Annotated in this window: 24 protein-coding genes and 1 pseudogene; 24 read left to right on the top strand and 1 reads right to left on the bottom strand. The window is 52.0% G+C overall.

All coding sequences use genetic code 11. The features are described from left to right. Positions 1-63 precede the first annotated feature (63 nt). From recD2 to Pmgp_RS01435, 10 genes are all read left to right on the top strand, one after another. Entirely contained in the window at positions 64-2,259 is a 2,196-nt protein-coding gene (gene recD2, locus Pmgp_RS01480) for an SF1B family DNA helicase RecD2 (protein ID WP_192902721.1), read from the top strand. Continuing rightward, a complete protein-coding gene (locus tag Pmgp_RS01475; RefSeq protein WP_134212192.1) occupies positions 2,252-2,581 on the top strand; it encodes a VVA0879 family protein in 330 nt (109 codons plus the stop codon). Before recD2 ends, Pmgp_RS01475 begins: the two co-directional genes overlap by 8 nt. After that, positions 2,571-4,007 (top strand): AAA family ATPase, encoded by a 1,437-nt coding sequence (locus Pmgp_RS01470; protein WP_192902720.1) that lies wholly within the window; start codon positions 2,571-2,573, stop codon positions 4,005-4,007. The genes Pmgp_RS01475 and Pmgp_RS01470 overlap by 11 nt, the downstream gene beginning before the upstream one ends. 3 nt (positions 4,008-4,010) lie before the next feature. Then, the gene (locus Pmgp_RS01465; protein ID WP_134212190.1) at positions 4,011-4,268 is read left to right on the top strand and encodes a hypothetical protein; all 258 of its coding nucleotides are present in this window, start codon (positions 4,011-4,013) and stop codon (positions 4,266-4,268) included. Between the two features lie 4 nt (positions 4,269-4,272). Next, entirely contained in the window at positions 4,273-4,941 is a 669-nt protein-coding gene (locus Pmgp_RS01460; RefSeq protein WP_134212189.1) for a P-loop NTPase family protein, read from the top strand. Further along, positions 4,934-5,917, top strand: a complete 984-nt coding sequence (locus tag Pmgp_RS01455) for a metallophosphoesterase family protein (protein WP_134212188.1) — start codon at positions 4,934-4,936, stop codon at positions 5,915-5,917. Before Pmgp_RS01460 ends, Pmgp_RS01455 begins: the two co-directional genes overlap by 8 nt. 99 nt (positions 5,918-6,016) lie before the next feature. Beyond that, positions 6,017-6,538: a hypothetical protein gene (locus Pmgp_RS01450; protein WP_134212187.1), complete on the top strand. Its 522-nt coding sequence runs from the start codon at positions 6,017-6,019 to the stop codon at positions 6,536-6,538. Continuing rightward, entirely contained in the window at positions 6,531-6,689 is a 159-nt protein-coding gene (locus Pmgp_RS19580; RefSeq protein WP_134212186.1) for an aspartyl-phosphate phosphatase Spo0E family protein, read from the top strand. The genes Pmgp_RS01450 and Pmgp_RS19580 overlap by 8 nt, the downstream gene beginning before the upstream one ends. Positions 6,690-6,808: 119 nt before the next feature. Next, positions 6,809-8,737, top strand: a complete 1,929-nt coding sequence (locus tag Pmgp_RS01440; protein WP_134212185.1) for a CHC2 zinc finger domain-containing protein — start codon at positions 6,809-6,811, stop codon at positions 8,735-8,737. Beyond that, entirely contained in the window at positions 8,738-9,922 is a 1,185-nt protein-coding gene (locus Pmgp_RS01435) for a hypothetical protein (RefSeq protein WP_134212184.1), read from the top strand. It abuts the gene before it with no gap. Here the strand turns inward: Pmgp_RS01435 and Pmgp_RS01430 are convergent, their stop codons facing one another. Further along, the gene (locus tag Pmgp_RS01430; protein ID WP_134212183.1) at positions 9,923-10,126 is read right to left on the bottom strand and encodes a helix-turn-helix domain-containing protein; all 204 of its coding nucleotides are present in this window, start codon (positions 10,124-10,126) and stop codon (positions 9,923-9,925) included. Between the two features lie 555 nt (positions 10,127-10,681). Between Pmgp_RS01430 and Pmgp_RS01425 the strand changes: the two genes are divergently transcribed. The 14 genes and pseudogenes from Pmgp_RS01425 (at position 10,682) to Pmgp_RS19575 (ending at position 19,239) form a co-directional block, all read left to right on the top strand. Continuing rightward, positions 10,682-11,428: a hypothetical protein gene (locus tag Pmgp_RS01425; RefSeq protein ID WP_134212182.1), complete on the top strand. Its 747-nt coding sequence runs from the start codon at positions 10,682-10,684 to the stop codon at positions 11,426-11,428. A 71-nt stretch (positions 11,429-11,499) separates the two neighbouring features. Continuing rightward, a complete protein-coding gene (locus Pmgp_RS01420; RefSeq protein ID WP_134212181.1) occupies positions 11,500-12,558 on the top strand; it encodes a hypothetical protein in 1,059 nt (352 codons plus the stop codon). 30 nt (positions 12,559-12,588) lie between these two features. Next, complete coding sequence (locus tag Pmgp_RS20485; protein WP_282432855.1) at positions 12,589-12,714, top strand: hypothetical protein; 126 nt, start codon at positions 12,589-12,591, stop codon at positions 12,712-12,714. 69 nt (positions 12,715-12,783) lie between these two features. Next, positions 12,784-13,359: a hypothetical protein gene (locus Pmgp_RS01415; protein WP_134212180.1), complete on the top strand. Its 576-nt coding sequence runs from the start codon at positions 12,784-12,786 to the stop codon at positions 13,357-13,359. Positions 13,360-13,412: 53 nt separating this feature from the next. Continuing rightward, positions 13,413-13,616, top strand: coding sequence for a hypothetical protein (locus tag Pmgp_RS01410; protein ID WP_134212179.1), 204 nt, complete (start codon positions 13,413-13,415; stop codon positions 13,614-13,616). After that, positions 13,606-13,986, top strand: coding sequence for a hypothetical protein (locus Pmgp_RS01405; RefSeq protein ID WP_134212178.1), 381 nt, complete (start codon positions 13,606-13,608; stop codon positions 13,984-13,986). Before Pmgp_RS01410 ends, Pmgp_RS01405 begins: the two co-directional genes overlap by 11 nt. Before the next feature lie 22 nt (positions 13,987-14,008). Beyond that, entirely contained in the window at positions 14,009-16,015 is a 2,007-nt protein-coding gene (locus tag Pmgp_RS01400) for a ParB/RepB/Spo0J family partition protein (RefSeq protein WP_134212177.1), read from the top strand. Further along, positions 16,012-16,518: a RusA family crossover junction endodeoxyribonuclease gene (locus tag Pmgp_RS01395; protein WP_134212176.1), complete on the top strand. Its 507-nt coding sequence runs from the start codon at positions 16,012-16,014 to the stop codon at positions 16,516-16,518. Before Pmgp_RS01400 ends, Pmgp_RS01395 begins: the two co-directional genes overlap by 4 nt. A gap of 14 nt (positions 16,519-16,532) precedes the next feature. Beyond that, the gene (locus Pmgp_RS01390; RefSeq protein WP_134212175.1) at positions 16,533-16,763 is read left to right on the top strand and encodes a hypothetical protein; all 231 of its coding nucleotides are present in this window, start codon (positions 16,533-16,535) and stop codon (positions 16,761-16,763) included. Between the two features lie 244 nt (positions 16,764-17,007). Next, positions 17,008-17,355 carry a hypothetical protein gene (locus tag Pmgp_RS01385; RefSeq protein ID WP_134212174.1) on the top strand — a complete coding sequence of 116 codons (348 nt, stop codon included), beginning with the start codon at positions 17,008-17,010 and terminating at the stop codon, positions 17,353-17,355. Positions 17,356-17,560: 205 nt separating this feature from the next. Next, complete coding sequence (locus Pmgp_RS20165; protein WP_243119687.1) at positions 17,561-17,977, top strand: site-specific integrase; 417 nt, start codon at positions 17,561-17,563, stop codon at positions 17,975-17,977. A 15-nt stretch (positions 17,978-17,992) separates the two neighbouring features. After that, positions 17,993-18,370: pseudogene (locus Pmgp_RS20160) on the top strand (tyrosine-type recombinase/integrase); the annotation flags it as partial. 28 nt (positions 18,371-18,398) lie between these two features. Next, the gene (locus Pmgp_RS01375; RefSeq protein WP_134212173.1) at positions 18,399-19,067 is read left to right on the top strand and encodes a Holliday junction resolvase RecU; all 669 of its coding nucleotides are present in this window, start codon (positions 18,399-18,401) and stop codon (positions 19,065-19,067) included. 7 nt (positions 19,068-19,074) lie between these two features. Beyond that, a complete protein-coding gene (locus Pmgp_RS19575; RefSeq protein ID WP_192902719.1) occupies positions 19,075-19,239 on the top strand; it encodes a hypothetical protein in 165 nt (54 codons plus the stop codon). The last annotated feature ends 15 nt before the right edge of the window (positions 19,240-19,254 follow it).

Raw genomic sequence — 19,254 nt, 5'->3', positions numbered from 1 at the left:
TCCCCGGCCACCGTTGCGGGGCTGGGGAGGGACGCCTTTGTCCCTGAAATGAGGTGTTTCTATATGAGCTTGCCGCAAAGCAAGTTTGAAAATGAAAATATCCGGGGCATTATCTACCGGACCAGGTTCCACAACCCCGCGAACGGGTATTGCGTAATCTCTGTCGACATAGGGGATGAAATTATCACCGCCGTGGGCTATATGCCGTCTATCCGCGAGGGAGATGAGTTTTCCTTTACCGGTTGCTGGACCAGTCATCCGAAATTCGGGCGACAGCTCGCATTCAACGAATATGAACTATTGCTGCCCCAGAGCCGGCAGGGGATTATCGCTTATCTGGCATCCCTGGCCTACGGCGTGGGCGAGGTCAAGGCCGCCCGGATCGTTGATGCCCTGGGGGAAGACTGCCTGGAGTTGCTCAAGGAGAAGCCGGAACTGTTAAACCAAGTCCAGGGCATCACGTCCGAGCAAGCCGAAGAGATCGTCGCAAAGCTCAATGAAAACGTAATACTGGCTGAATTATCCGCACTGATCTGCCGGCAGGGGATTACCCCACGCCTGGCAGCGAAGATTTACGCCCAGTACGGCGCCGACAGCGTGAGCATCGTCAAAAACAACCCATATGTCCTGGCCGGCGAGATGTACCGTATCGGTTTTATTACCGCGGACAGAATCGCTCAAGCCGTCGGCATTGAGCCGGACTCGCCTTACCGTGTAGAAGCGGCCGTGGAATACGTTTTGAAAAATGCGGCCGAAGAGGGTCATTGTTATCTGCGTCCCCGGGATATCGTCCCGGCGGTCCAGAAAGTCCTGGGCAAAGGCTGCGGAGTCGGTGTGGAGCAGATCAAGGTTGCCAATGAGTCGCTTAACAACTCCGGGAAAACAATTCGGGAAGACTCCTGCGTCTACCTCCATCGCATGCACCAGGCGGAACTCCGGCTTGCCGGCCGGATGCGGCGTCTCCTTGAGCAGGAAGTCGAAGACAAAGAAGGCCTGGACCAGGCCATGGAGATTGCTGAAAGAGTGGCGGGGATGGAATACGCTCCCCGGCAAAGGGAGGCTATCAGGACCGTCCTGCAAAATCCACTTTCCATTATTACCGGCGGTCCCGGTACCGGCAAGAGTACCGTGACCAACGGAATCCTCATCACATATCAAAAACTGTATCCCAAAAACTTTATTTATCTGGCTTCTCCCACCGGGCGCGCGGCCAAGAGGCTGGCCGAAGTCACCGGACAGGAGGCAAGAACTATTCACCGGCTCCTACAGTATCACCCTGAATTCGGTTTTCAGGTCAACGAGGAAGAGCCCCTGGAAGGCCCCGGCCTTCTGATCGTTGACGAATTCTCCATGGCCGACATGGAACTGGCTGCTGACCTTTTCGCGGGAATCCCGGACAACATGCAGGTGGTGCTGGTGGGCGACGTCGATCAGCTTCCCAGTGTGGGCCCGGGCAGCGTGCTCCGGGACGCGATCGCGTCGGGTGTGGTCCCGACCGTACGCCTGCAGTACAACTACCGCCAGGAGCAGGGCAGCCGCATAGCTGAGTATGCCGACCTGGTCCGGCGAGGAGAGATGCCGCCTCTAACATCCCGTGATGGGGATGTTGAGTGCCTTTTCTTAGATGGCTTTGAGCTGCCTGTTGAGCAGGTTGTTCCCACGGTACTTGGACGGATCCGGCAGGCGCTGGATGATGGACTGACCCCGATGGAATTTCAGGTCCTGGCACCGATGCACAGAGGACCGGCCGGGGTGGGCGCGCTAAACGCAGCCATACAGGAGATGCTTAATCCACCACATCCGGAAAAAGCTGAATTAAAGCGCGGGAAAGAGACTTTCCGGGCTGGTGACAAAGTCATGGTGATCAAGAATAACTACCAAAAAGGCGTCTTTAACGGCGACATGGGTATTGTAACCGGCGTGGAGGACGCGAAGGGAGCAGACGGCCCAGGGCTGTGGGTGCGGATGGATGGCGGTCCGGTATTTTTCCCCGCGGAGGATATGGGCATTTTGACTCTGGCCTATGCGGGAACCATACACAAGGCCCAGGGCAGCGAATTCCCCCTGGCCATCGTGGTATGTGTCCGGAGCCACTACATCATGCTGCAGCGGAATCTTCTCTATACGGCCATCACCCGGGCAAAACACAGGCTGGTGCTGGTGTGTCAGGAGAGTGCGGTGGAAGTAGCTGTGAAGAATGACAAGATACAGGAGCGGTATTCGCGGCTTAAAGAGAGGCTGGTGGGAGAGAATGATTAAACAATCGCTGGAAGATTGGCTAAAAGAAGCTGAAGATAAATTTGTTTCACCCGGAGATGACAGAGGGGCTATAGCTTTCCAATGCCCGCGGTGCAAAAGGATACAGACACTTAAAGACTTTAAGGACCGTGGACTTGATCACAACCTGGCTTACCAGGAATGTCTGGGGAGGCATGACAAGTCTATTGGATGTGACTGGGCTGCAGATGGCCTCCTTAGAACCCTGGGACTTGGAAGGATAGTATTTCACGACGGCGGGGAAATGGAAGTGTTTGATTTTGCGCCGGTAAAAGAGAAGGTGGTGGCTAATATTGCAGATTAAGCGCATCACTATAGAGAATTTTCAGTCGCATGTCAAAACGGTTATTGAGCCGGCCCCAGTTGGTCAGTTGACAGCGCTTACCGGTCAGAGCGACACGGGGAAAACAGCCGTAATCAGGGCGCTGCGTTGGGTCTTTTACAACACCTGGGACGCGTCTTATATGCGGCATGGGGCTAAGTTTGCCCGGGTGACGGTGGAGTACGAGGACGGGACGAAGGTTATCCGTGAACGCAGTCGGAGTGGAAGCGCCAACTTTTATGAAATTATTTGGCCGGATGGGAATAAAACGCACCTGGCGCGGTTTGGTGGCACCGTCCCTCTGGAAGTCCGGGAAATAACCGGAGTTAGCCCGATGACAGTCGCCGACATGGATATAAACATTAACCTTGCCGAGCAGGGAGAACCGTGGTTCCTGGGACGGCCGGTCAGCGCGCCGGCCCGGGCCAAGGTCCTCGGTAAGTTGGCCGGCACGGAAGAGGTGGACATGGCCGCCCGTGGCGTGGCCACGGACATCCTTCGTGGAAGACAGGAAGAAAAGAAGTTGGTTACTGAATTGGCCGGCCTGGATGAGCAAATTAGAAAGTTTGATTACTTGCCGGAAATGGCCGAACACATAGAAGAAATTGAAAAAGTTTTGGTCCGGGCACGGGAAACCCAGGGGCGCCGCGACAAACTGGTCCAATTGCGGAGAATGCTCCTAGCATTGGACACATCCATTGAAGCGGCCAGGACGGTTATCCAGCGGTGGCAGTATATTGAACTGGCAGAGCACGTTGTTTCAGACATGGAAAAAGTCAAAGAAAGAAACAGCACCTTGCAGAAATTGGCTCAAAGGCTCCGTGATGCGGAAGATGGCATCGGGCAGAGTTCTGCGGTAATAAAAAAATATGTCGGACTTCAGGGTGCCGAAGAGGAAATTAAAAAGGCTTCGGCGCAGGCGGACCGGCGGGAACGGCTGTTAAAACTGAAAATTGCGCTGTGTAGTGCCGACCAAGGCATTCGGGCCGCAACCGCAACTATGAATAGGTGGACCGGTGTAGAGCTCGCCGGCGAATATGCAGACCGGGGGCAAAAAATAGGCGAACGCCGTGCAGTGGTCGCCCGGCTTGGAAGCCTACTGAAACAGATTGATGCCGCCATCCAGAAAAATGAAATAGCCCGGTGCCGGTGGGCCCAGGCAGGAGAATCCGAGGAGTTGCTTTTTAAGGCGGTGGTAGTCCGTGAAAAAAGAACCGTGATAAGCGGGCTCGCTTTAAAACTCCGGAACTTAGACAATGATGCGCGAAAGGCCAGGGATGCGGCCTTCTACTGGGAACAGCGCGTCGGCGACCTGGAAGGGGCATACCGGGACGAACTTACTGCCCTGGGGCGCTGCCCGGTGTGCGGCGGTGACATTGATATCCAACGATTGAAGGAGGTCGTTTAATCAATGAGTATAGCCAGTGTACAAAAACAGCCTGATACAACGGCTCGACTGAATAACATCAAAGCCATGATTGAAAAGGGCAAAACCGAAAAGGCCAAGGCAGAAGCGAATCTTGAAAGCTTTACTAAACAAAGGAACGATGTCATCGCGGAGTTGAAGGCCCTGGGTGTGGATCCTGAAAACCTGGACACCGAGATAGCCAAACTGGCCCGGGAAGAAGAAGAAGCATTGGCCAGGGCGGAAGAGTTGTTGAGGGGGTAACAATATGCCCTTGACGATAGGCCAAATCGAAGCTTGCCTTGCGGCTATGAAAAGCCGGTACAACCAGGCCGCCGGCCAACTGGCTCTCCTCGAGGAGCAACGCGTTAAAAAACAGAAAGCCCTTGAACAACTCCAGGAGAACATAAGAACCTGGGAGATGGTCCAGGTCCTCCTGGCCAGGACGTCGGAGTTCGCCAGGGAGCAGTTAAAACGGCGCATCGAGGAGATTGTTACCGCCGCCCTCCAGGCCGTATGGGAGGACGACAGGCAATTTATTATTAACCTTTTCTCCTACAATAACCAGCCGGCAGCGGACTTCGCAGTCCTAAAGCGCGGGCCGAACGGTGAATTCATCGAGGTTCATCCTTACGATGGATCCGGCGGTGGCCTGGCGGATGTGGTCAGCATGGCGCTGCGGCTGTCGCTGATGGAGTTGACCAGGCCGAAACCAGGCGGCCCGGCGATTTTAGATGAACCGGCCAAGCACGTCGATAACGAAAACGCCGGGGTCAAGATGTCCAATATTGCCAGGTTCCTGGGGAAATACACGGAAAACACCAACCGCCAGTTTATCTTTATCAGCCACAACCAGGTGCTGGAGCAGGTAGCCCACAAGGTTTACAAGACCAGGGCCATTGACCAGATAACGTGTGAGGTGAAGGAGATTGCCTGAGAGATTCATTGTTTGCGGTGACCTGCACTGGCGGTCCGTTAATCCGGTGGCCAGGGTGGACAACTTCCAGGAGGCATTAACGGCAAAGCTGTATGAAGTTTTTCAGTTGGCACGTGAGCACATCGCCAGTGCAATCATTATCCCAGGAGATATTTTCGACTCGTCTCATCTGTCCCTATCCACCATTGGAGATCTGGCGGAAATTCTTGATAAGCGACCATGTGCTGTCCTGACGGTGCCGGGGAACCACGACGAGTACGCCGGAAACATTGATTCTCTGGCGAGAACACCCTACGGACTCCTGGCCAGGTTGGAACTTATCTGGAATGTGCACGCTACTCCATGGGGTTCTCCGCTTGGCTCTGTGGTCGTGACCGGCCATGGATTCAACAACGAAACGGACAGGGACAAATCCCAGTACTCCATCAACAGGAAACGTGATCGTAGAGCAATTATCCACCTTGCCCACGGGATGCTGCTGGAAAAGGCGCCTCCGTTCGAGATGAGGCACACCCTGCTATCCGAGTTAGAGGAACTGCCGGACCTCCCGGACGTACTGATAAACGGACACTACCACGCTGGGATGGAGGTTCAATGGGTACGTCAAACCATGGTGGTAAACCCAGGGGCGCTCTGCCGGCTGTCGGCCAGCGCAGAAGAAATGGCCAGGCCGGTCCAGGTAGCGGTGCTGACGGTAAACGGACCAGGTGACTGCCGGGTGGAAATGGCGCCGCTGCAGTGCGCCCGGCCGGGGTGCGAGGTTCTGACCCGCGACCACATTGAAAGAAAGGCTGAGACGGAAGAACGGATAAACCGGTTTTTAAGTCTCCTGGCCGCCGAAGGGGAATCCAAGTTCCTGGAAGTAAGGGACATCGTTTCCGACATCGCCCGGCGGGAAGCACTCCCGGACGCGGTGGTGAAGGACGCCCTGGACCGGATTGCAAAAGCCCGGGAAGACCTGGGGAAAACGGCATAGCAATTAAGACGGCGGGCCCCTGCCCCGCCAACAAAATACCTGTTTACTTTGGAAGAATATACCACTCCATCTTATTAATATGCAAGGGGGCGAAAGAACATGCCTAATATAGATTTCTTAACTGATGAAGATATCCAGTTTTTAAAAGAGTTGGCCCGTGAACTGAAGACCCAGGACACTCTTGCAACCGCAAAGCCTGTTTTCTGGCAAATCGAAGAGAAAGATTTGGTTGTTGGGTTCGACAATTATCATTCAGATGACATCTGCTTACTTCTTGGATATAACTACACCCCGGTTTTTAGCGTTAAAGAAGCGGTAAACACCCTAAAAGATTGGTATGACTACTCAGACGAAGAAATGAATACTTTAACTGATTTTGATGACATCGAAGAGTTTTGCGAAAAACGCGGCATTCAGTGCACAAAAACCGGGTATTCGTACCAAAAAACATATAAAAACGCATTTCTGACACGGAAAGCTATTGAAGAACACATCAAGCAAAATCACTATCATTACAAAAAACCTGTTAGATATTGCCGCCATGCTTTCAGGAACCCGGAGCTTAAAAGGTTGCTTCAGATTGTTGAAAAATTTGATGGGCAGGTGAGCTCTGGTGCCTAACATTTTTAAATTAAATCTACGCTTCAAACTTGCCCAGGCCCGACTGATCGATATGGCCATGAAGTACGGCCTGGCCGACCCCCGGGCAATAGCGCAGAGCCATAAAGTTGACAAGCTTCACACGGAATTACAGAGGAGGATGGCGGGATGAAAGATGACACCTTTTGTCTGTATAAATTTGTTTGAGGTTATAGAATGTCTGAAATTCTGTTCTAGTAGTTAAGTTGACAGTACGGACTTTTGACCGTTTATATACCAGGCGGTGACTGTATGGAGCTTGATGAAATTATCTCAAGTCTTGACATGAAAAAATTTTTTGCCAAATACGGTGTCACCATAAAGAAAGAGCGCAGCAATAACTGCGAGGGCTCATGCCCTTTCTGCCGAGATGAAAAACATTTCAGCTTTGACCATAAGACGGGGCTTTGGAAGTGCTGGAAGTGCCAGGAGTCAGGGAATGTAATAACGTTCTTAAAAAAGCTGGGGCACTTGTCCCCGGTAAAAATCATAAAGGAGGCGGCCGGAATTGAGGAGGTTCAGGATAAGGTAGTCCCTATTAAGGGGAAAGATACCAAAAAGAGCAGCCAAAAAAAAACTCCGAACATTGAAAAGGCTGAAGCTGTAAGCCTGGACAGACCCATAATCCATAAGATTTATGGACGGGTCTGCGAGCTCTTGCCGCTGACGGACATTCACCGTCAGCAGTTAAAAGTCAAGCGGGGGTTTTCAAACGACACTATAGACCTGCTGAAATTCCGGTCCTTAGGGCCGCACGCGGCGGGTCTTAAAGAGAAGCTATCCGCGGAATTCCAGGATGAGGACTTACTGGAGTCGGGCGTCCTGGTCCGGGTGGCTTCCAGCGGGCAGGTAATACTAAACAGCCAGTTTCTTGAAGACAGGATCCTGATTCCTTATCTCGACGTAAGAGGAGGGGCAGATGAAGAGGGGGCGGCCGATAGTGGCCGGGCTCCCGCCCGCTCCACACTGCTTGATGGGGATGAGGAAGATACCCGCCGGCCCTCCGGCCGCGGTGACGCGGCGTCTGGAGAAGGCGGAAGTAACAGTGCGGTTGCCACTGACGAACCGGGCAATATATCGCCGCGACGGGCTGCTGTGAAACCGGGATCCTTGAAGGAAGTTGTGTATTATTTGCGGCCGCACAAGCTGGGGTTCAAAAGGCTTACCCCGCAGATATACTGCCGGTATTTCCTGCAGAAGATCCGCCCTGAGCACGTGGTGCTGACCGAGGGCGAGTTCAAGGCGGCGGCGTTGTGGCAGTGGCGCATCCCGGCAGTTGCGGTACCTGGGATATCGAGCTTCGGGCTAAAGCACCTGGACAGGCTGGTGGCGTTGTTCAGGGAGTTTGGAGTAAAACGAGTCACCGTGATCTTTGACAACGAAATAAAGGACAATCCGGAGTATCCCAACTACAAACCAAAAGCCTCAGACCGGTACGACACTCACCTGTGGAGCTACCTCATGGCCTACAAGCTGGGCCGGGAGGGATTCGACTCCCGCGTAGGATGGCTGCCGGATGAGTGGCGGGAGCGCGGCAAGATCGACTTCGACGGCGCCCTGGCCCAGGGGCGGACCCGGGAGGACATCCTGAACGTCATCGCCCGGGCGAAGCCGCCCAGGGAGTTCCTGGAGGACCTGGACGAAGAGGCCCGGCGGATAGTGCAGCGGAAAATATCAATGCACTTCACCCGGCTCAATATCAGGCGGGAATTTAACCGGTACGTGGTGACCAGGTACCGGGGGGCAGACATCTACGACGAGACTATCAGCAACTTTGTAATCAATATCAAGTCCAGTTTTTTTACTCCGGAGGGAGTGTTTCGGAACATCCAACTGGTTAACGAATTCGGCGAGACCTCGGACATGTTCACCCTGGAGCCTTCAGATATGGCCGGCCTGAACGAGTTTAAAAAGTTCTGCTTTGCGGCCGGAAGCTATGTCTTTGAGGGTAAGGGTGACGACCTGATCAATATCTGGAAGCTGGAGTTTACCAGGGATTCAGGAGAGCTAATCGTGATGCCGGAGAAAATCGGCATAGTGAAAAAGAATCTCTGGCTGTTCGGCAGCATAGCGATCTGCGACAAGGGGAAGATGTTGCGTCCGGACAACGACAGTGTTTTCTGGATTGACGGCAAGGGCTATAAACCCAGATCCCTTACTGTAGAAAAGGAGAAGTTTTAAATGTACCTTCCAATGCTGATGCTTCATGATAAGTACGTCAACCACCTGGATATCATCGACAAGATAAAGGAGTCGGTCGGGGGATACCAGGCCTACGTGGCGGCCGGGTGGGTGGTGGCCACAATTTTAAGCAACCCGATTTTTGAGGAATTCAAGTGTTTCCCCATTCTGTTCGTCCACGGCAAACGCGAGTCGGGCAAGTCTACGTTCATGCGCTGGATTATGAACTTCTTCGGCATCGAGACCGAGGGGATCGGCCTGGCCGAAACCAGCCAGAATTTTATCGCCCGGGCCCTGTCATACTACAGCTCTCTCGGGGTGTGGTTCGACGAGTACCGGAACGAACCGAAGGTGACAGCCAAGGACGGCTTTTTCCGCAGTGCCTACAACCGTCAGTATGCGGGCAAGGGTACAACCACGGCTTTCCAGACCAGGGGCTTCGACGTATCCGGAACCATAGCCATATCGGGCGAGGAACTACCCAGGGACAACGGGCTGTTCACCAGGTGCGTCATCCTCCAGATGTCAGCGTACAAGCGCAGCCGGGAACATTACGACTGGCTTAATCAGAACAGCCACACGTTTTCCGGGCTGACTTACTACGTGATCATGGAGTGGTTTTACGACGACCGTAAGGTACAGATGGTTATAAAAAACATCAAGGACCTGAAAGCGGTGCTGATAAAGAAGGGCATATCTGACCGGACGGCGGAAAACTGGGCAATCTGCGCCGGCGCCTTCGACGCCGTGATAAAGCAGGACGACGACTTCATTCGCTGGGTTGAAAAAGCCTGCCAGGAGATAAAGCTGTCCAGTGAACAGGAGCACATGCTAAACCAGTTCTGGGAAGACCTCGGGTATCTGATATCTAAAAACGAGCTGAATAGCAAACACTTCTATGTTGGCAGGGACCCGAAGTACGGCATAGACAGTGACTTGCTTTACATCTGGTTTCCCGCGGTCTACACGGAGTGGGCGCTTCACTACCGGAAAAAGACCGGCCGCGAGCCATTCAACAAGGTCTCAATCTTGAAGAATATCCGGGAGGAGCCCTACTTTGTTGACAATAACGCTTTAAAAAGGTTCGGTAACGATGTCAGAAAGGCCCTGGTTATAAACCTCAGTGAAGCGACAGACGAGATAAGGGAGATAGCGGAAAACTTCGCCGAAGTGGCCGGAAATTGATTACTGTACTACCCAAATCGAATCATATTCTGTATTTAATATTGTTGTAAGTTTTTTTGCCAACTCCGGACCGGGACTTGCATGGCCGTTTTCAATGAGCGATAAATGTTTTCTGGTGACACCAGCCTTTTGTGCTAAAGAAGTTAAAGTGAATCCTTGTTTGATTCTTGCGGTTCTAAACGGTTCCTGTTTAACAGAGATCATTGTTTTTACCTCCTGGTAAAATTTACTGTAACTTTATAGTAACGTTTTTATTAACAAAAAGCAACCTTAAATTTAAAAAGGTTACAAAGTTACATGAAAGTTACATAAAAGGTTACATCGTAAAGGCTAGAGCCGTAGGGGATTCAGCGATTTTGTAACTTTGTAACTTTTGAAACGCCAAAAAAATATTTTAATAAAAGTTTCCACAGTAAAGACAAACATCATCTTTGTGGTTTGAAACAACAAAAGTATTTACGTTTTTCAGGATAAAAAGGTTACAAAGTTACAGACTTCCAAAAAACCCAGCAACGGCGCGAAAAATTCATGTAACCCTCTTGTAACCTCCTATAATCTGACAAAATGGCCACCGTGCTTACGGCCGCACGACGCCAAGGTAAATTTTCCATTGTAACCTTTTAATTTTAAAAAAGGTTACATGTAAATTATGGAAAGCAGCTTTGGGATATGAACGCAATAGATCTGACCAAATTTACTGGTAAATATTGTTAAGCAAGAATAGTGAGTAATAAATTAAAAGGTCGGAGGTGAGCAGTGGTGAGCAGGTTTGAACAGATATTAAGCAGCCCGGCTCCGGAAGTATCGACAACAGCGCCCAGGGCAGCGGCTCCGGCAAAGGGCAGGGCTCAAGATATAACCCTGGGTAAAGAAATTCAGGATCAATATTGGAACGCAGTGCTGACAAACGCCTACTTTCTGCGGTACCCGGCTGGTGGTGGCAGGTTTGAACCGATGCGGCCGCTGTACGAGGTCCTGGAAAAACTGAAACTGGCCGGCGCCGGTCTGGCCAGGGTAGAGGAGCAGGTCGGGCGAGGCAGGATAGTGCGCCTGAAACTGGAGCAGGGCAGCGTTCCAGAAGCGGAGTGGAATAGGATCCGGGCGGAGGAATTGCCGAGATTTAAAGACCAACTGCGCTGGCTGTTCACCCTGTCGGTAATGGGCGCCGCGGCTGAGTACGTCGACCTGGGCGTGGAGCTGCCGGCTGAATGGGTTGGTGATGTGCTGGGAAAGCACGGGAGTCGGATCGCGGAACTGCGGGAAGATATCATCGCGGAGATGGTCGAGAAGAGGCGGCGCAGCGGACTCTGTTTTAGGTTGAAGGACGGACGAATATATTGCCTGGTACCGTGTAAAACGGGGCGCCGGGTTGCCGGCGGCAGGGTGATAACAGAGCTCACCCCGGAGGAGGCGGTCATTGTGGCCGAAGCCCAGGAGACGGGGCTACTGCCGGCCGGGACCGATGGCGCCAGGAGTGCGCTGAAGTGGGGCAGCGGTGCAGCTTAAACCAACCCGAGAATTAACTTCATGAAGATAGAGGTGTGTGGTTAAGCCTATAAAACAGGAGAGTGATGCCGATGGTTCAACCAGCGACAGAAAAACTAAAACACACGTCCCGAGAAACTTTGTGTGATACCTGCAAAAACGCGGTACCCCAGTTATGTGTTTATATGCGCTCAAAGCCAAAAGACGCGGAGGCCGCCCTGGCCGCTATGGGAGTGGAGCGGAACAAGTACACATGGACGCACGCCAGCTGCGGCGTATACAGAGTGACCAGTTGCCCCAAATACGTCCCCGGCGCCCTGCCCCGCATGGCCGAGGGCCGGCCTGCCCCCAGGCGCGAAACCGAGTTGCTTGACAAAATATTGGCCGGGTATGACTTTTCCTGCCCGCACTGCGGCGGTATAAGCGGGGTAAAGGTTGCGCGAATAAGCTTGTTAAAGCCGGAAGACTGGTATTGCCGCTGCAGTAACTGTGTTAAATCATTCAGACCGAGAAAGAAGGAGGTTAAGAAATTGGAACTTGTTAACGAAAGTGCTATTTCATGTAACGAAAGTGCTATTTCATGTAACGAAAGTGCTATTTCATGTAACGAAAGTGCTATTTCATGTAACGAAAACACCGATCCTGGTAGCAATCCGGCCGATCTGTGTAACGCTGAGCCCCTGGGATTACAACAGGAACCAGGCGGGCAGCCTGAAAAACCCAAGACCAGGCTTGAGATAGCCAGGGAGAAGCTGACCAAAGAGCGGTACCTGGCCATGAAAAGCGAGAAAGAGGGATTAAGCGACAAACAGATTTGTAAGTATTACGCTATTGCGGCTGATGTGATGATTGCGCTGAAACGGGAGTGGGGTATTAAGATTGGAGCGGGGATGATTATACCGAAGCCACAGCAGGAACCTAAGAAGGAACTGGCGCCTACCGGTACCCGCCTAACCATCTCCCAGGCCCTGCAGTTACGTACCGAACTGGCTGAGGATGTAGTTTGCCTGAACCGGATCCTGGCTGCCGGCAGCCCGGGCGAGGATGTAACCGAGCGGATTTACCGGATGCTGGTATGGCAGCGCGACACACACCAGGCCGCCCTGGACCAGCTGAACGATATTTTTAACACCGCGACCATTGCGATTTAAACAACTTTGAACAGGTTTGGAGGTGGCCGCTTGCGCCGGTACATAGAGATACAGCTTGTTAAGTTCAGACTCCTCCTGGGTGAGCGCCGCTGCCAGACAGCCAGGCGGCTGAAGCAGATCCGGGATGTGTTTAATACAGTGACTGTTGCAATTTAATACGAGGTTCATTACGCATTTTGGTAAAAATGTGCAGCAACAAGTTGCAAAAATAAGGAGGTAAGGCAGTTGAAAAACATAACAGCTAATCCACATAGGTTTTACGTGTTTAAAACGGAGGACATTGAAAAACACTTGAATGCCAAGCAAAAAGAAAACCTTGAGGATATTATCTGTGGCATTCACGCTGGTAGGATGGCCGAAGGAAAGAACAGACCAAGCACTTACCTGGTGCTGAATATTGACGAACCATATGCACAGAAGGTATGGAATATTATGCACTCTCATGGTCACACGCCTTGCAGTGATTGCCATGAATCCAAAAAGGAAATATTCTGTAAGCCCGGCGGTTGTCTCTGGTATGAATTACTATCCGGCATAAACCATAATAAGAAAATGCCAAACTTAATCTGGGGCGACGAAAACGAACGCGTTTGTTGTTGTTGTGAAGGTGTTACGAAAGAACAGTTTATTGAGCAAGTAAAAACTGAAGCCAAAGCCTATGAAGTAGAGTTACCGGAAAAACTTGAAGTCAAGAGAGAGGCTATGATAAGTACCGACAAAACCACATATACAGACACAATTCAACCTCTTTCTGGATGTGGCGTTATTATCGAGGACTATTGGGTTTTGGAAATTCGGTAGCTGCTGCGCATTTTAAAGATTTAGCTCAGTAGTACAATAACCAGGAGGTAAATATGCCCATTGACCAAACCGGAAAGCGCCGGAGATACCGGTATATAGAGATACAGATCGCCAAGTGTAGAGTGTTTCTGACAGCCGAGGAAATGAGCCAGCTGCTGCAGAAGGATCCGGAGCTCTTCGCCGCGGGGATCCGGCGCGGGAAGGCCATTTTGAGGGCGCGGGCACAAGAGAAGAGGAGGGAGAAGGATGGAATTTAAACGACTAACCGGCTGGGACAAAGGAAGGCCGTATGTCCGGGAATGTTTTGAGCGGACCGCGGAGGAAGGCGGATGCGAATATATGGACACCCATCAGTGCATACGGTGCGAGGACAGCCTGAATATAGTCCGCCGCCTTGCTGAATACGAGGACAGCGGTCTTTCACCGAATAGAGTAGCGGAATTACTGAAAAAGTTGACCGAGGCTATAAGTGGGCAGTTGGATAGCGATATCACCCTTGGAGATATCTATGGTCACGTTGTGTGCGGAGACCTGTTGTCGGCGCTGGACAAACTGGCCGAGTATGAGAGCAGCGGTCTAAGTCCGGAGCAAGTCAGGCGGTTTGCAGATAGTCTGACTGTCCGCTAGAAGAAACGGAGGGTATAGAAAGATGTCTGAATATAAAGAGCCGCCAATGTTAGACCCGGAAGATCCACAGGGTTGTTTATATGGCATCCCTGGCCTGCATGGTGGAGCACTGTATAGTGTCCCAATGTATATGGTTGAACCTAACCCCAACAATCCCCGGAAAAACTTCGACCGGGAGGAGCTTGAAAAACTGGCCCGGAGCATCCGGGAAGTGGGGATCCTGCAGCCTCTCATACTAATCAAACAGGCCGATCATGTTTTCCGGATAGTCGCCGGTGAACGCCGGTACCGGGCTGCACAGTTGGCCGGCATTGGATCTGTGCCGGGCATAATCCTGCAGCTCACCCCTGAGCAGGAAGCAGAAGTCATGCTCATTGAGAACCTGCAGCGCAAGGACCTCGACCCCATCGAGGAAGCCCGCGCTTACCAGGCCTTACTGGATGGACACGGCTATACCCAGGAGGCCCTGGGGGAGAAGCTGGGCGTCAGCCAGGCCCACATTGCCAATAGGATCCGGTTGCTGGATTTGCCGGAGACGGTCCAGCAAAATATTTCACGTGGAATAATTTCACCAAGCGCGGCGAAGGAACTGCTGGCCTGCAAGAAGGCTGCGGACGAAGGACTGACTGTTAAGCAGACTTCAGAGGCAGTGGCCAGGGAGATGTGGAACGCGTCTAAATCACTGAGCAAAGAAGAGTGGGAAAGCCCGTCTTTCGATATTTCTATTTGTGACAAGTGCAAGAAGAAGACCATGTTAAAAAAACCCTGGGGCGATAAGGAAGCGCTGCGCTGCCTGGATGCTGACTGCTGGCAAACAAAGCAGGACGAAAGCAAGAAACAGGGCGTGGAGGAGAAAGAGCGGAAACTTAACGCCAAGTACCCGGACGCCATAGTCGTAACCTATGATGATGACTCTTTTGAGCGGTTGAATAATACTGATTACTGCAGGGAGAAAAATTGTAACGACTTTAGAAAAGCCAGATATAAAGGCGCGGACTGGGTCATGGATATATGCTTTTGCCCGGACAAGGACAAATATAAAGCCTGTCAGGCCGAAGCTCAGCAAAAGAGAGAGCGTGAGCGGGTGGAAAAAGAAGAAGCAGCCCGGGCAGAGATCAGGGGCATGGTGGACGCCAAGCTAAAAGTGCGCAGCGACCGTAAAACCCTTGTATATATTGCCACAATCATATTAGAGAATCTTAATCCACTCTGGAATGCTGACACGAACGTTTTTCAATACGTCCAGGAAATAGCTGCCGGCGTTGAGCTGGAAGATGCCACCGAAGATAACGAAGAAACCTGGATCCCGGAAATGCTCAAGCGCTTTTCAGAGGAGCAGCTGTTTAGGATCATCATTGAATGGCCGGCCATATGTGACGGTATGAAAGAGGGCAGCATAATTGAGTGGTACCTCAAAGACACCTCCAGCCCCGACGATGAAGGGAAAAAGCATGAAGAGCCCGCTGGCAGAACCTGCCGCGTCTGCGGCTGCACAGACTTCCGTATAGTTGTTCCCAGTGCTAATACCTACCTGGAATGGGATATTAAATGGGTAGAGCCGGACCTGTGCAGCAGTTGCGTGGACGTGGCTCAAGAGGATCCCGTGCCCGCGGCGCCGGCTGCCAGAAGCTACATCGACGAAAGCGGCAAGGAAGTGTTTGCCAGCGACGGCATAGGAGGAGAAACGTTCGGTACCTTCTGGCGCTCTCCTTCCGGAGGCCTGCACCGGGTGAAGTCGCCGGCCATGCCCATGGTGGCCACGAGGGAAGAGGCACAGAAGAACCTTGACGCATGGGCGGAGAAGAAGGGGCTGAAGCAGTTTGGGTCTGACCAAAAAGAGTTGACCGTCATCGTCAAGGAAATGCTTACCCGTGACGATGCAACCGAGGACTGGAAGAGCAATCTGGCTATCCTGACAGCCGACGAACTGCTTACCTGCATCGAAAAAGAGACCAGGCCCAGCGCACGGTCCAAGTTTTACAAAGAGGCCCGCCGGCGCAAGCTCTCCACCAAGGCTGAGGTGTCATGACTCGCCTTTCAGTAAAACAGGCCCAGGCCCTGGGTATCATTCCGGGGCCTGGCGCAAAGAAACGACGATGCCAGCCAGGGGAACAACGACCAAGGGTTATGATGCCGGCGGTACCGACAGTCCAATGGGACGCCAAAACCTTCCCCGGGGGAATATGGCTGCAGGTACCCTTTGTCCCGCCCAGCCTGAACGAATGGAAGAACTGGCATTGGGCCAAGCAGGGGAGGTACAAGCAGGATCTCTACCAGGCCGTTCGCCTTCTGGCTCTGGCGGCCAAGCTGCCTAAATATGAGCGGGCCACGGTGCAGATTATCTATTACCATACGACTAACCGCCGGCGGGATCCGGCCGACAACTGGGCGCCAAAGTTTCTGATGGACGCGCTGGTCAGGGGCGGGATCCTGGTGGACGATTGTGGGGAAAAGGTATACGTGCCACCGGTGGGGATGGAAGTGGACTCGGGGAGGCCGCGGACTGAGATTTTTGTGTGGGGGAAAAGGTGAAGGGAGGGATACCCATGCGAAAACAAGCTGTAATTATCTTGATCCTGCTGATAGCGGCCATGTTAGCGGTAAATATCTACCTGCTAAAAGGAGAGCCCCAGGAGCCGGCTGTAAACATTGACCAGCGCCTTACTCAACTGGAGCAGGCCAATCAGGATCTGCGCGCCGAGATGGAGGACGTGAAAAGCGTCCAGGGATACATGGCCTGGGAGAAGGACTGGCGAAACAGGAGACAGGGGCCATGATCATTATAACGGAACTCGATGGGCGGGTTATCTGGATGTGGCCCGAATTAATCCGACACTGGGCGTCAACAAGTCGGATTCCGGCAGCTGTTATCGTTGAAAACTGTCACGTACGCATGGTTGGAGATTGGGGATATGTGAAAGGTGTTGATATGGGCACATTTGCTACTGTTGAGATGGCGCTCGAGGCCAAAAGGCGCATTGAACTAGAAATGCCCAGAGCTATAATTCGGGAGGTGGTATCATGACTCTGGCACTGATCTATATCTGCGGAATAACCCTCCTCCTACTGCTGATCGCCGGACTATTCGCCTGGCAGTGGCGAAGGTTGGACGCGCCGGTCTTGCCGCCGCCGAAACACGATGAAGAATCCTGGCGCCAGGCCATGGCAAAGTACATACCGAGCGAACCAAAGCCGCTGGCAACAAAACCGGTCTCTAGGAAGCCGGAGAGGAAAGAGGGGTTGTACTTGCCGGTGAAGATGGTAGCCCGGTTCAGTGAGAACAAGCCCAAGCCGGCGAAGGGACCGAAACACAGGAAGAAAAAGAACCGGAGACGGCAAGTACAGGAGGAAAAAGTTTTGACAGGTTGATCAGTTAATTAAAACTTGAGGGTGGTGATATCTCTTCGAACCGCTACTAAACCAACTGATTAACGAAATAAGCACAATTTTTCCGAATATTGACCCTCTTCAACTCCGAATTAAGCTTGCTGGCATCCTCGCGGCCTATGATATCAAGCCGGCCAGGATCCAGATAGCCCACCCGGATGTTGTAGAGAAAGTCAAGTTGTTCCTGGTGGCTAAAAGACTGGAGGGTCTCAGTTCCCTGACCTTGGCCGGCTACGAAATAGAGTTGAGGATCTTTGGACAGTACGTACAAAAGCGCGTTGGGGAAATAACCACAAGTGATATCCGGGAGTATCTGGGACAGTTTGAAAACCTGAAGCTAAGTTCACTTTCCCGGAAGCTCTCTGTGTTGAAAAGCTTCTTTGGTTGGATGGCAGATGAGGAGATTATCGCCAAGGATCCGACGCGGAAAATCAAGCCGCCGAAGAAGGAAAGGCTCCTACCTAAAGCCTTGAATATCGAAGAGTTGGAAATGATGCGGGAGATGTGTAGGACAACCCGAGAGCGAGCTATGATTGAGGTGTTCTATGCAACCGGATGCCGCCTTTCGGAGGTCCAACAGCTGAACCAGACTGACATCGACTGACAGAACCAGGTCACGAAGGTCCTTGGTAAGGGTTCAAAGGAGAGGGAGGTGTTCTTCAGTTTTAAGGCCATGTTTCACCTGAAAAAATATCTGGCCGGGAGGAAGGACGATGACCCTGCTCTGTTTGTGACTGAGCGTAGGCCTTACCGGCGGCTGTCAAAGCGGGGTTTTCAGCGGGAAATAAAGCTGATTGCGATACGGGCAGGGATCCGGAAGAATGTCCACCCGCATGTGATGCGCCACACTATGGCTACGCTGACACTCAACAATGGCGCGGACTTGGTTGCTGTTCAAGAACTCCTCGGGCACGCGAACCCGGGGACAACACAGATATATGCAAGGCTCTCAAGTGAGAGGAAAAGGGAACAGTATAAAAAGCATTTGGTGCAGTAAGTGGTAAAATCCTGTCGAGTTCAAACCTATCCGGGATAAAACCTCTGGGAAGATCATCAGCGCCAAGGTAGAGAACAAGGCCGCGATCGACTTCGATGGGGTTTACCCAGGGGGCGCAATCGCCTTTGACTGTAAAAGTACCGAAAAGGACCGGATATACTGGAAGGCCCTTGAACCGCATCAGGCTGAAGCCCTGGACGACTGGGAGCGCTGCGGGGGATTGGCGGCGTTCGCATTTATCCTGGTAGGCTTCATGGGTACCGGGGTGATGGAGATATACGTGGTGCCCTGGACATTCTGGAAAGAGGCGGCCAGCCGGTGGGAACTAAAGCAAGATCCTGCATTTATCGCAATGGCGGAGATGCCTCCGGAGTGGCGCGTTAACGGCGGAGACTACCTGTCCACGGCAGAGAAGATCTGGAGAACAAGGAGGGTTAATAATATGGCGCACATTGAAACCTGGTATAGGTGCCCTACATGCAATAAGCTTTACGATAATTTAAAAGACGCCTTATCCTGTAAAAATCAGCATCAAATAACACTGAAAAGGTGGGCTGTCGGGAAAGGCGGTAAGGCAGTCAAGGTCCAGGAAAACTGTGTAAACGGGGTTGAAAAAGCTTTGACGGAAGCAGATTTAAGCGACTTTACACACGAAAGAGCAAAGCAACTACGGGAGATTAAAAATAAGCGAAAGTGAGGTAAAAATGAAATACAGAATCACAGTAGATATAGACTCAAGTATTAAATTAAATCCCAAAAACTTGCAACAAGTAAAATCACTGGTTGAAGAAACCGTAATCGAGAATATGAAAATGCCAAACGGTGCGAGCGTTTTTATTAACTCAAGAGTCACAAAAGAAAGTGAATAACTGCACATTCCAATT

The organism is Pelotomaculum propionicicum (genome assembly GCF_004369225.1).
Classification (GTDB): domain Bacteria; phylum Bacillota; class Desulfotomaculia; order Desulfotomaculales; family Pelotomaculaceae; genus Pelotomaculum_B; species Pelotomaculum_B propionicicum.
Note: the sequence above shows the minus strand (reverse complement) of the source record. Positions and strands in the feature narration are given on the sequence as shown.